We start from the raw sequence: 12,790 nt of genomic DNA on the forward strand, positions 1-12,790 counted from the left end.
GGAGGCTTTTCGATCCCAACAGGTTTAGGAAATACAGTTACTCGTTCAAGAATCTGGCTATCTGCTGATACACCTGCTCACACTCTTCTTTGACCAGATCTTCCATATTCAAAAACGTATGAATCATGTCGTCGAAGTGAACATGCTCTACCTTTACCCCTTCTGCGCTGACTTTCTCGCAGTAACTTATTCCTTCATCACGTAGCGGACAAAACTCAGCCGTAAACAGTAAGGTCTCTGGCAGCTTCAACGTAAAGCGTCCGTATAGCGGGGAGATCTCCAGCCGGTCTTCACCATGCTGAAAATAGCTGTCGAAGTACCAGGCGATTTTGCCTTTTTGCAGTAAATACCCCGTTGCATTTTGCTCCATCGAGCCTGAATCCATGGTGTAGTCCAGGCTGGGATAAATCATCACCTGTTTGCGGATCACGACATCATCGTCATACTGTGCCTGCCCGCTAACCGTCGCGACCAGGGCACCACCTGCCGAGTCACCGGCAATCGACAAGTCACGCCGGTAGTTAAGTGCACGTTCATCCAGCGTTGCCCAGAGGTTGTTAACGACACCATAGGCATCGTTGACACCAGCCGGATAAGGGCACTCGGGAGCCAAACGATAATCAACCGAAACAACAATATGCCCGGTAGCATTGGCTAACTTACGACAAATCGGATCATATACCGTGACACTCCCCCCCATATGGCCGCCGCCATGATAATAAACCAGTACCGGCAACGCCTGTTCGGGAGCAGGATGATAGATTCGTACAGGAACTGAATAGTGCTCACTCAATACCAAATCATCTTGTATCCAGGCAACATCCGGAATGTCGGTGATCAGGGCGCGGGTTAAGTTCGCTAACCCCTCTCGGGCATTCGTTGCTGTCGGTTTGAATCCATTCTCGATTAAAACGGCTACCTGCTGGTTAAAGTTATCAAGCCACGGTTGTAGTTTCGGGCTAACTTGGCGCATAGCGTGCTCCTTATGCTTTTCAGGACTTATACTACCGAATTTATAAAGCCGGATTATCCCTAATCCGCAATAATGAATGGTGTGATCTTATACAGCATGCAAATTATATGGTTGTTTTTTATATTATATTTCGACCAAACACAAAAAGCCCTGCACAAAGGCAGGGCAGTCATAACATGCTTTTTTGAAATTATGGCGTCAACGCTTTTAGCGCCTCCAGATTAACTCTTTCCTGATAATCAACGCCATCAAGCCAGAAACCATTCAACTGCATAAAATCCGTTTTGTATCTTTGGTAGTCACCCACCGCCGTAAAGTTCTCCGGGGTGATCTGTGCCATTAGCTGGCTTACCTGACGCTGTACATCGTCGTCCAGTTCCCAATCATCAATACGGATCAAACGCTGCTCATCAACAGGAACATGTTGTTGTGGCCCATAGAGTCGCTGTGAAAACAGGCGCTGCATTTGTTCAATACATCCCTCATGCACTCCCTTATCCTGCATAACCTTGAACAGTGCCAGGATATAGGGTGAAAACGCCGGGATGAAGACGCTGGCCTTGGTCACCAATGCCTTGCAAACCGAAACATAGGCCTCTCCGCCAATCCGGGCCAGTTTGTCATTGAGCAAATCACCGGTGTCATGAAGGTGGATTTTCGCCCTGCCCAGCGTCCCTTTATGGTAGATCGGGTAAGTTGCTTCAGGCCCAATATAGGAATAGGCGACGGTTTTACAGCCGTCGGCCAGTACATCGGCTTCCGACAGGATATCTATCCAGCTTTCCCAGTCCTCACCGCCCATGACCTTTTTCGTGGCTTCAATTTCTTCTTCTGTGGCGGTATCTATGGTCATAGGCTCCATGGTATCGGTTTCGATATTAATCGTCGGGCCGGTAACCGATTCACCGATAGTCTTAATCGACGAGCGCCACATTTCGCCCGTCTCGGGATCGGGTCTCACTCCCGTTGCCAGGCTATAGACAACCAAATCAAGCTTGCCGCCAAATTCCGCCTTGATATAGTCAATCACCTGCTGCCTCATCGATACCGAAAAGGCATCGCCGACAAAGTTCTTGCCAATAAGGTCTTGTTTCTCTGCCTCTTCCCGAAAGAAGATATTGTTATACCAGCCAGCCGTTCCGACCCCCTTCTCGCTTGGCCCACGTTCAAACGAGACTCCGATGGTGTCAGCATTCGAGCCGCCGAACGCCAATGCGATACGCGAAGCCAACCCAAACCCGGATGAGGCTCCGATAACCAGCACTTTCTTGGGACCGCCAACAATCGGCTCTGCCGCTCTGACATAATCGATCTGGTTTCGAATCGCCTGTTGACAACCATACGGGTGCGCAGAGCGTGCAACGACCCCTTTCACAACAGGTTCAATAATCATGGGTTACTCCTAACTATACTAATTCGGTTTTCAGGGGCATTACTGTGGTTACACCTTGCCACAAGGTCACTCGTTATGTCACCTGCTCAAATTTTAACTAGGCCGCAAAGCCTGCTTTTATCGTGTTAAAACGCAGTGTTTCTATACTGAGCCCATAGATGGCTCGCAAAAGATACGGGATCAGCCTCGAAGCCTTTCACCGTATTGCCATTATGGCCGCTGGCGAACTCGACACATTACCCCACAGCAGGGCGGTGATCACCTTGCTGGCCCTTCCGGCAACAACAGTTCAGGTTGTAATCTCCGCAACTAAAAATGCCAGTCATCAAGACTGGCATTTTATTATGTCGTTCTATATTCAGACGATCTTACTTTGAATATGGGTAAAGATAACCACGTGTAATCACTCGTCCGTAAGGGTCATAAGAGGAATGGTAAACATCACCCACATCAGGAAGCTTGGAACGAGACACTTCCGTCTTACCATCTTCAATTGACGCCCTAAACCCTGCCCCTACATGGTTAACACGGGCATAAATCCACAGATCAGCATCAGTGACCAAGTCCGAATCTCGGCGCCAAGCATACTTAAACTCTCCGGCATCAAGGGATAATTCAGTCTTACGAGCCATAAACGGCATCATTTCACTCATCGGGCTGATACCTTTGCCGGCATTGATTTTTCTCTCAAAGAACGGTGTAGATTCGCTATTACGGTAATAGGAAATGGTATATTCCGAATTATCCGGGATAGGTGCTTTTGCCTCAGACATTGGATCATAATCAAAGGTGTAACCAGTTAACACCGGGCTAAACTGATATTCACTTGATGCCAAATGACAACTGGCAAGCGCACCTTCAGCTTTATTTTCCATCTTGAAGACTTTGTCCAGCTTGAATGGCTTGTCAAAACCCGGGCCGCTGATCGTCACATAGTCCAAGTTAATATGTTTGTTTATATTCTCTAGCTTCGATGAGAAGTCCGGGTTGCCCCACTCCCAGCCGTTTGGCGAGGCTGTAAACATGTCACATGCTGCTTGACTCGGAAATGCATCGATTTCCATCCGCCATACATTATCTGCGAACTCTTTATCTGCCTTATCATATGACTCCAGCTTCAAGAAAAGTGAGGCATGGATTGGCAACTGGGTTTCTTCACCAAGAAACTTAAACTTACCGTCCGAATCTTTTTCGAACCACGCATGCATTCGGCTACCACTGGCAAACTGTGAATCTTCAAGTCGCTGGGTAAAGCTAATCTCGAAACGTTGGTTCGCACTATCGACGCTCACTAGGGAAAGATCACGATACCGGTCCATTCCCGTGTCGATCTCGTTGCCCATAGTGCGCTCTTTATATTCCCAAAGCCCGGTATCTGATTCACCAAACCAAGACGCGTCAGGGTGCACATAAGCCATATAATCTTGTTGGTCTTGCTCAAGTATCATTGATTCAAGAATCGAGTCAGCCGTAACGAGAAAACCTAATGACTCCGCAGCTTCTTCAACAGTCACGCTATCTGGCAACAAGCTGTCAGTCCATTTTTGGCCATACACCAAAGTCACTGAGTACTCAGGTTTTGCCCGATAAGTCACTGTGGCCTGAAGTTGATCGTCTGAAAATTGAATATCAAGCAAGTCCAATACGGCATCAGCTTTGGTGTAGTTAGCCTGAAACTTACTGCTAAGCAAGTCGAAATCAGCGTCCACCCCAGCGGCTAAAAATAGCTTGGCAAGCACCTGCTTTAACTCTGTCTGGGCCAAAGCAAGTTTTTCTTTGGTAAGGCTATCGGAATAATTTTCCGGCGCGTCAAAGACTTTCGATGCCGCCGCTCCAGTCGCATGAGAAATCAGCAGCTGAGTGAGGGGAGTAACATTTACCACACCGGCAGCCAACTGCTCCTTAACTACAACCGAATACAACTCATGGGCTTGCCCTCCTGAGCCACCGACCATTTTTAACAAAGCCGGTGTTTTAAGATCCGCTACAGAATCAAATGCAAACGCACCCTGCTCCTGAACGGTATACTCTGTGCTTGCCCCATCAGCTGCGCGCAAAGTCAGCTTGCCCTTTATAGGCGCACCTGTTGCAGCCGTACCAACTAACTGTCCCTCTTCAGCTGGAGCCACAGGGATCACTGGTAGTGGTTTTGCTGCAGGCGTCGGAGAGGAACTCCCACCACCTCCACATCCACCTAATAACAGTGATGAAATAGCTACAGCTAACGTTGTTCTTTTTATCATTGTTTTACTCTGCTTGTTGCCTATACAACTTATAAATTAGCCACGTAACACATAGCCTGAAGTTGCGTATTCTCACACTTACAATGTCTAGCGTGTAGAAACTTATGGGGCAAGTTTGACTCAGCTATCATTATTAGTGTTTTAACACTAATTCAGCAGATAAATAGAATAAAAACCCGTCAACTCGCTTACTTCCTTTCATACCAGTCCTGGCAAATTTGATGAAAACTCGCGCATTCCATCGTATACATTACACTTTGCAGTAAGCTCGGCATTGTTGTTCCAGTAACGGCCAGAGAGGTTGGTTATGTTTAGCAAGATTATGGTGCCTGTAGATTTAAGGCATGAAGAACAGCTCACTAAATCACTGGATGTGGTCGCCAAACTGGCAAAAATCTATAGCGCCAGGGTTGTCTTTGTCGGTGTTTCATTGGCCGCTCCGACGGAGATATCTCGTAACCCCGAAGAATACAAAGCTAAGCTCGAACTTTTCACTCAGGAGCAATCTGATCTCCACGACATTGATGCCGAGAGCCACCCAATCTTCAGCGTCGACCCCACTGCTGACCTCAACAAGAAGCTGCTTGACGCCATCGATGAAATAGACGCAGATCTCATTCTCATGGCAACCCATGTCCCCAATGTCAGCGATTATATTTTTGCCAACCACGGAAACTACATTTCGGATCACGCCGATATCTCGGTGTTCCTGATTCGTGGCTAGCGTTATGAGAATTTAGCGACGATTATCGACGCTGACACGAGGTACAACCTCGACAGGCGGATCGGGTATGTGGGTCCAGGCGACTTCGCTGTACCTTGCAATAGGCATTTTTGAGTGCGCGGCGGGCCGAAAACCAATCGTCCGGTTTTGAAATCAACAGGTATCCGTTAAAACGCTTCACCAACTGTGTACGGTACTCATTGATAAAACGACTATCAAAGTCGATTTCGAAATACTCAAGCGCCTGTTCTATAGAGGTAAAACTGGCTATTTTTTGATGAATGTCGGTCTGGCTCATGCTCTAAACGGGTGAAATGGTTTCCGCCAGTTTAGAAGAGCAGCCCTATTCAATCATTGATGTAACACGGATTTTGCGCAACTTTATCATCTGATGGGTTAAAAGAAATGTGAAGCAGACTCAGCACCTGCCACCACAGTAACAATGTCAAAAGAATAAATACTGACAAACCTCTATAAGTCGTTGTAAATCAACAATACAAGCTGCAATACTACATCACGCCATATACACCAAAAGGACTCTTCACAATGGACGTCAATGAATGCGTTTCATTCTTACTGGTTGACAGCAATAAGGTATTGCTGGAAAAGCGGGCAATGAACAAGGCCACAGATCCGGGGCTAATCACCATACCCGGGGGCCATATTGAAAATAACGAAACCAGAGAACAGGCGCTGTTGCGGGAGATGATAGAAGAGTTGGACATCAATCCGACCAGTTACACTTTCCTATGTACTTTGTACCATCCGACCGAAGAGCTACAGCTCATTCATTACTATGTTGTGGACGCGTGGACAGGTAACATCCAGAGCCAGGAGGCCGAGCAGCTCCAGTGGTGCGACCTTGATGGCGAGCTTCCGGTCGGTATCGAGGCCGACAACGTGGCAATAGGTGAATATGTTCGATTATTCAATAGATTAAAATGAAGGGCTGATTAATCGATTTGTTCTGCAACTCGCTCAAGGTTATTTCAAATACAGGTGCAAGCAGAAACGAGGGCATACCCTCTGAGCTCCTGCCTGCAAACCTGTTAATTGACTCAAAAGATTTCTTTTAGATACATTTCTTTTGCAATATCAATAAGGTGAGTATCTTTGCTTATAGGCAGTGTCGCTATCAGCCCGCTGAAAATGAGTTCAGCTTTCGTTGCTTTCTGTTGAGCATCGTCGACATCATGTCGAGCGAGCATTTCGGCTATCAATTCAACCCTATCATGACTGTATTGAGTACATATCGACGTAATATCTTCATCCTTGTTACAAAATTCGCTATAGGCAAGCTGGAAGTAGCACCCATAGAACTGGTTCTCTGCCACCAACTGGCGAAGTTTTTCAAACCTAGCATCGATTTTGTCTCTCAACGATAATTCCTGATCATTGATAAGCTCTACTAGAGCCTTCGTATGCATCTTCGAGTAATGTTCTAGAGTTGCAGCGATCAAGCACTCTTTTGATTTGAAATAGCGGTAAATCGTCGCTTTTGAGAAACCTGTTTTTGACGTAAGTTCATCAACGCTCGTACCCTGGTAGCCATTTCGAATACAGAGATCAGCTGTTACTTCAAGTATCTTCTGTATCTTCTCGTCTTTCTTGCTCATGTTCAGTCTCCCGGTAACTCTATACCTAAAAAATAAACTAAACCGTTTCGTATTAAAAGTGTTGACATATTATTTTTGTGAGCTAACCTTAACAACAAATGAAACGAAACAGTTTAGTTTAGAAAGCAAAGGGGAAACATCATGACTATTAAAACTATCGCTCTATCTACATTACTATTAGCTTCTGTCTCAACAGCTATTGCAGCACCTGGTAATGATCATGATCGCATTACTGACCGCTCGGCCAAAGAGCTACGCCTGCAAGCTTTAGACAATGCGCCGGCTATTCACTCACAGGTCGCTCCGCTGAAATATATTGACCGAGACGAGCCGACCTCAACACGACATGCGACTGAATTACGTATACAAGCCTTGTCGTCACCATCACGTAATGCTGAACCATTTGTGCAACGTGATCGCGACGAGCCAGTATCCACCCAGCACGCAACCAAACTACGTTTAAAAGCTTTGGAACAAAGCAGCTAAACACTAACAAACAATAGTTGAGTTAACTGAAGATAGACTTCTTCAAATACGGGCTTGGGGGATAGCAAGATCAGTGTCAATATTCATAGGACGAATTAAAAGGTCGCTTTGGGGCGGCCTTTTATATTCAACGGCTTACAATACTTAATCAATCAACAATTGTGTTTCATTCTTGCTGAGCGACAACCTCGTTGATCCCTTGCCAAAACTGCTCTACTGCAGGGCGATTCGCCCCTTTCGATCGGTAACAGACAATATCCAGCGAAATAGCCAACTCAGGTCTTTCCGCAAAGGCTTGGACCAACAGGCCTTGCTCAAGCTCTTCCTCAATCGCATGTAACGGCGCCCACGCAATCCCCATACCACTGACAGCCATTTTAATCAGCGACTCGCTTAAGGTCGTTTCAAATACAGGCTCTAGCGGCAGCCCTACTCTTTCGGTTAGGGGAGCGACGACGTTAAACAAGAAAGTATGCTCGGAATAAGCCAGATAAGGGTAGCGGCTATCTTTGGGATGATTTTCCAGCAACTCAGGAGAGATCACCGGAATGATCTTTTCCTTAAACACCAGACACCGTTCAACCTTGTCTTCAAGCAAAAAGGAAGGGCGCATACCCTTGGTGTTATAGGCAAATAAAATATCGTTGGAATTATCTAGCAGCGCCTGAAAGTGGTTATCAATTCCCTGCACCGAGGGATTGAGTGCGAGATTGAGCCCATCTAATAACGAACCGGCCTGGCGAAACAATCGCGGCATCAAGTTCACCGCGAAGGAATGCAGACAAACGATACGCACCGTATTGTCTGTTTTGAGGGATTCGCGGGAAAAATCTTCTTTAGTAACTTTGACCATTTCAAGCAGATTTTCGACGTAGGGAACAAACTTCTTACCTTGTTCGGTCAACGTGATCGGGTAAGAGGTGCGGTCGAATAACGGTACTCCAACCCACAATTCCAATGCCTGGATCCGGCGGCTAAACGCCGATTGGGTAACATGCCTTGCTTTTGCCGCAGCAGAGAAGTTACCCAATTCCATCAGGCTCATAAAGTCATCTAACCACTTGAATTCCATGGAAATATCCTTAATTGTCCCTATCTATGATCTGAGCGAATACTATCATTCAAAATCAGCAATGGAAATCAAAATACATATAGAAAAAGTAGGGGTATGCTCATTTTCGTTGATTGACGCAATGTTAGGCAATGCTGTTTTACGACGTATTTCGACACCTTTTCAATGCGTATTACCAGTAACGATTATCCAATAAAATACCAAGAGGAAATCATGTTTACCCTACTGAAAAATACCGATCTCTATAGCCCGCACCATATTGGCAAAGCCGATATGTTAATTGGACAAGGAAAAATCCTCGCCATTGAACCAGAACTGCATATCAATGGCCTGAGTGAAGTCACAACCATTGACTGCCAGGGAAAAATCGTAGCGCCGGGACTGATAGACCAACACATCCACCTGACCGGCGGCGGTGGCGAAGCCGGGTTTGCCAGCCGGACGCCGCAAGTTACGCTGAAAAAACTGATCCAGGCCGGAACAACCACGGTTGTCGGGGTGTTAGGTACTGACGGGATCTCCCGCTCACCCAAAGATCTCTATGCCAAAGCCGCAGCACTGACCAAAGAAGGCATCAGCGCATTTATGCACACTGGCTCCTACGAGGTGCCGACCAAAACCATTACCGGGTCGATCCGCGATGATCTTGCTTTCATTCCAGCCGTGCTAGGGGTCAAAATCGCACTGGCCGATCACCGTTGTTCATTCCCAACCCTCGAAGAGCTGGCACGGATCGTCTCTGATATTCGTATCGCCAGCATGCTCTCAGGCAAACGGGGATTGTTGCATGTGCATATGGGCGGTCTGCCCCAGCCCTTTAGTCTAGTCAACGAGTTACTCGATATGGGGCTGCCGATCCACCACTTCTCCCCGACCCATGTCGCCCGGACAGAGGCCCTGTTTGACGAAGCCATTGGCTTTGCCCTGCGAGGCGGCTGTATCGACATCACCTCAGGCGGCAGCCGATTTACGCCACCAGAGCAGGCAGCCAAAATGGCGCTCGAATCAGGGGTTGCAGCCAATCTAATCACCATCAGCTCCGACGGTAACGGCAGTTTGCCTAAGTTCAACTCGCACGGGGAGCTTACAGGGCTGACGGCAGCTAATGTCGACAGCAACCTGCTGTTGCTACCCAAACTGATCGATCAAGGAATAGCCCCGGAGCTGGCAATCGCCATGATGACCGCCAATGTTGCCGATTCTCTCGGGATCAACAAAGGGCGTATCCAGCCTGGCAAAGATGCCGATGTCTGTATCTTCAACGACGATTTCAGCCTGCATGGCGTGATTGCCAAGGGGCAGACATTACAGCTAAACAACGAACTTCTGGTCACCGGTAACTTCGAATAAAGGATTAATTATGAGTTTACTAATCGCCTTGATCGGGCTGGTGTTTGCCGGTCGCCTGATCCTCAAAAACTATAACCCCCAGGCAGTGCTGTTTCTGACCGGTATTGCCATGATGGCCATCGCCATCTTTACCAACAACGCGGTCTTTGTCGAAAAATCAACTGGCTGGGTCGGCTTTGATATCTTCGAGTATATCCGCAATACCTTCAGTAACCGTGCCGGTGGGCTTGGTCTCAAAATCATGCTAATCGGTGGCTTTGCCATGTTCATGTCGGCCATCGGTGCCAGTCAGGTCATGGTTAAAGTCGCCGCCAAACCTTTAATGAAACTGAACTCGCCCTACCTGATGCTGGCCATGGCTTTCATCCTTGGGCAGGCACTGTCACTGTTTATCTCCAGTGCTACCGGGCTGGGGCTACTGCTGATGGCTACGCTTTATCCGGTACTGATCCGTCTCGGTTGCAGCAAAGCTGCCGTTGCCGCCGTGCTCGCCAGTACATGTGCCATTGAATTCGGACCGGGCTCCGGTAACTCGATTCTTGCTGCACAGACAGCCGGAATAGACATTACCGAATTCTTTATCAATGAACAGCTGCCGGTGATCAGTATCCTGATTGTTGCGGTTGCCGCCATCCATGCGTTGGTACAGCGTTATTTTGACCGCAGACAAGATCAGGCCGGGCAATCAGTTTCGCTTGAGGATGAAGTAAAAGAGACCGAAGCCAAGGACGATGCACCACTCTACTACCTGCTGCTACCTATGCTGCCGCTGTTCTTTATGCTGACATTCAGCAAAATGGGCGTGGGTACCATCAAGGTCGGCATGGCCACAGCCATTTTATTGAGTATCTTTATCGGCCTTGTTTGCGAATACGCCCGCCATAAGCAAGCCAAGCCGGTTTTCGAAAAGCTACAGGGGATCTTCAATGATATGGGCAAAGTGTTCGCCACTGTCGTTACCCTGATCATCGCCGGTCAAACCTTCGCCATGGGACTGAAATCCATCGGTGCTATCGACGCCCTGCTACACATGGCCAGCAGCGCCGGCTTTACCGCCAGTGTGATCGTGCTATTCATGGCAGTACTGACCTTTTCCATCTCGGCCTTAATGGGTTCGGGCAATGCTGCCTTCTTCTCCTTTGCGCCTATGGTGCCGCAGATAGCAGAGAAAATTGGCACCAATGTGGCTGACATGATCCTCCCTATCCAGCTATCAGCAGGCTTTGGCCGTACGATTTCCCCAATTGCCGGGGTGATCATCGCCGTGGCGGGTATCTCGGGCTTGTCACCTTTTGACATTGTCCGCCGAACCCTTATCCCAATGCTAAGTGGCTGGCTCATCATGCTGGTTATCACCTTTACCCGCAGCGGGCAAATCATGCAGTTATTGCCGTTCCTGGCCGGGATTATCGCGCTAATCGCCGCAATTACTGTTCTCGTTAAAAAGAGAGCACAGCAGCAAATTGCTCGCGAGGCATAACCACAAGCAATAACATTCAGTAAGCCAACTATCAATGAGTTGGCTTACTGCCTGCTAGCATCAACTACTGCCAAAACAGCCAGGCGAAAATGGCAAGGGCAATGATACAGGCGATATTGACGATCACCCCCACTCGCATCATCTCGCGCTGTTTGATGTAACCCGAGCCGAATACTATCGCATTGGGCGGGGTAGCCACCGGCAACATAAAAGCGCAGGAAGCGGCAACACCAATCAACGCTGCCAGAATGACAGGCGGTATTCCCAATACCTCAGCGATAGAGGCAAATATCGGCACCAGAAGGGCTGCGCTTGCAGTATTGCTGGCAAACTCTGTCAGAAATACGACAAAAGCAACCACGATAAGAAAGACGAAGAACAACCCTGCCTGTTCAAGCAGCCCACTCAGGCTATGAGCCAGAAAGACACTGGTCCCGGTTTCCTTGAGAATATTACTCAAACAGATCCCGCCCCCGAACAGCAGCAATACGCCCCAATCAGTGGTCTTATCGATATCTTTCCATTCGACAACCCGGGCAACTCCCAGCATTACAATTGCCGACATTGCAACCAGACTGTCAAACTTGCTGAAGCCACCCAAAAAAGCATTAAGCGGCTTACTGAAAATCCACAAGGAAACGGTAATTGCGAAAATAACCAGGGTAGTCAGCTTGGCATTATCCCACTTGACCGGCTCATGGGTGATCTCAAACGTGTACTTCAAGTTTGGCTTTAGCATCAGATAGAGCAGCGCCACCACCATCGGCAACAGAACCAGTGTGATTGGCAACCCCAACGCCATCCACTCGGTAAAGCTCAATCCAACCTCGGTAGCGGCAATCGCATTGGGCGGACTACCGACAATCGTCGCGATACCGCCGATACTCGCGCAGTAGGCGATCCCGAGCAGAATAAACACATAGGTATTATGCTCTCGCTTGGCATCCACCTTGTTCAGTATTCCCAGCACCAGAGGCAGCATCATGGCCGTCGTTGCCGTGTTGCTGATCCACATCGACAGTACGGCCGTGACCCCGAATAACATCAGGGCGGCAATGGCCATATGTCCGTTGGCCAGCAACAAGACTTTATCGGCAATCGCTTTGTCCAGCTCTTGCCGATGCATGGCGGCCGCCAGCGCAAAGCCACCGAGGAAAAGAAAGATGATCGGATTGGCGAAATTGCTAAGAGCTTGCGGAGTCTCGAAAATCCCCAGCCCGACAGCCAACAGAGGAACCAATAGGGCAGTAATGCTGATATGAATGGCTTCTGTCAGCCACAAAATAGCAATGAAGATTAATAAGCTGAGCCCAAGTACGACATCAGGCTCAAACGGCAGGGTATTTAGCATCAGCACCAACAAAGCCACATCGGCAAGAAAAATGATGCTGTTACGGTCAAACAACCATTTTTTAATGGCGAGGCTTAAGGTTGTCATACGCCTTCCTTACTG

At 48.1% G+C, this 12,790-nt stretch carries 13 protein-coding genes; 6 read left to right on the forward strand and 7 right to left on the reverse strand.

The genetic code is table 11. The features are described from left to right. Positions 1 to 37 precede the first annotated feature (37 nt). Both EIZ48_RS14820 and fabV read right to left on the reverse strand, forming a co-directional pair. Positions 38 to 973, reverse strand: coding sequence for an alpha/beta hydrolase (locus tag EIZ48_RS14820; protein WP_160652872.1), 936 nt, complete (start codon positions 971 to 973; stop codon positions 38 to 40). A 190-nt stretch (positions 974 to 1,163) separates the two neighbouring features. Continuing rightward, positions 1,164 to 2,366, reverse strand: a complete 1,203-nt coding sequence (gene fabV / locus EIZ48_RS14825) for an enoyl-ACP reductase FabV (RefSeq protein WP_160652874.1) — start codon at positions 2,364 to 2,366, stop codon at positions 1,164 to 1,166. Between the two features lie 158 nt (positions 2,367 to 2,524). On the opposite strand from fabV, the gene EIZ48_RS14830 reads away from it, so the two are divergent. After that, entirely contained in the window at positions 2,525 to 2,743 is a 219-nt protein-coding gene (locus EIZ48_RS14830) for a hypothetical protein (protein ID WP_160652877.1), read from the forward strand. On the opposite strand, the gene EIZ48_RS14835 is transcribed toward EIZ48_RS14830, so the two are convergent. Then, positions 2,735 to 4,609 (reverse strand): hypothetical protein, encoded by a 1,875-nt coding sequence (locus tag EIZ48_RS14835; RefSeq protein ID WP_160652880.1) that lies wholly within the window; start codon positions 4,607 to 4,609, stop codon positions 2,735 to 2,737. The two genes, EIZ48_RS14830 and EIZ48_RS14835, sit on opposite strands and share 9 nt — an antisense overlap. A 307-nt stretch (positions 4,610 to 4,916) precedes the next feature. On the opposite strand from EIZ48_RS14835, the gene EIZ48_RS14840 reads away from it, so the two are divergent. Then, positions 4,917 to 5,333: a universal stress protein gene (locus EIZ48_RS14840; RefSeq protein WP_160652882.1), complete on the forward strand. Its 417-nt coding sequence runs from the start codon at positions 4,917 to 4,919 to the stop codon at positions 5,331 to 5,333. A 22-nt stretch (positions 5,334 to 5,355) separates the two neighbouring features. On the opposite strand, the gene EIZ48_RS14845 is transcribed toward EIZ48_RS14840, so the two are convergent. Further along, on the reverse strand, positions 5,356 to 5,631 hold the full coding sequence (locus EIZ48_RS14845; protein WP_160652885.1) for a nitrogenase-stabilizing/protective protein NifW: 276 nt from the start codon (positions 5,629 to 5,631) through the stop codon (positions 5,356 to 5,358). Between the two features lie 248 nt (positions 5,632 to 5,879). On the opposite strand from EIZ48_RS14845, the gene EIZ48_RS14850 reads away from it, so the two are divergent. Beyond that, positions 5,880 to 6,278, forward strand: coding sequence for an NUDIX hydrolase (locus tag EIZ48_RS14850; RefSeq protein WP_160652887.1), 399 nt, complete (start codon positions 5,880 to 5,882; stop codon positions 6,276 to 6,278). Positions 6,279 to 6,391: 113 nt separating this feature from the next. Here EIZ48_RS14850 and EIZ48_RS14855 read toward each other — a convergent pair whose 3' ends face one another. Next, complete coding sequence (locus EIZ48_RS14855) at positions 6,392 to 6,949, reverse strand: TetR/AcrR family transcriptional regulator (RefSeq protein ID WP_160652890.1); 558 nt, start codon at positions 6,947 to 6,949, stop codon at positions 6,392 to 6,394. Between the two features lie 141 nt (positions 6,950 to 7,090). On the opposite strand from EIZ48_RS14855, the gene EIZ48_RS14860 reads away from it, so the two are divergent. After that, on the forward strand, positions 7,091 to 7,435 hold the full coding sequence (locus tag EIZ48_RS14860; RefSeq protein WP_160652893.1) for a hypothetical protein: 345 nt from the start codon (positions 7,091 to 7,093) through the stop codon (positions 7,433 to 7,435). A 166-nt stretch (positions 7,436 to 7,601) separates the two neighbouring features. Here the strand turns inward: EIZ48_RS14860 and EIZ48_RS14865 are convergent, their stop codons facing one another. Next, positions 7,602 to 8,507: a LysR substrate-binding domain-containing protein gene (locus tag EIZ48_RS14865; protein WP_160652896.1), complete on the reverse strand. Its 906-nt coding sequence runs from the start codon at positions 8,505 to 8,507 to the stop codon at positions 7,602 to 7,604. Between the two features lie 213 nt (positions 8,508 to 8,720). Between EIZ48_RS14865 and iadA the strand changes: the two genes are divergently transcribed. Further along, a complete protein-coding gene (gene iadA / locus EIZ48_RS14870) occupies positions 8,721 to 9,857 on the forward strand; it encodes a beta-aspartyl-peptidase (protein WP_160652899.1) in 1,137 nt (378 codons plus the stop codon). 10 nt (positions 9,858 to 9,867) lie between these two features. Next, a complete protein-coding gene (gene dcuC, locus EIZ48_RS14875; RefSeq protein WP_160652902.1) occupies positions 9,868 to 11,337 on the forward strand; it encodes a C4-dicarboxylate transporter DcuC in 1,470 nt (489 codons plus the stop codon). 64 nt (positions 11,338 to 11,401) lie between these two features. Here dcuC and EIZ48_RS14880 read toward each other — a convergent pair whose 3' ends face one another. Next, positions 11,402 to 12,775: an SLC13 family permease gene (locus EIZ48_RS14880; RefSeq protein ID WP_160652905.1), complete on the reverse strand. Its 1,374-nt coding sequence runs from the start codon at positions 12,773 to 12,775 to the stop codon at positions 11,402 to 11,404. Positions 12,776 to 12,790 lie beyond the last annotated feature (15 nt).

Source organism: Photobacterium alginatilyticum (assembly GCF_009910675.1).
In the GTDB taxonomy this organism is placed as follows: domain Bacteria; phylum Pseudomonadota; class Gammaproteobacteria; order Enterobacterales; family Vibrionaceae; genus Photobacterium; species Photobacterium alginatilyticum.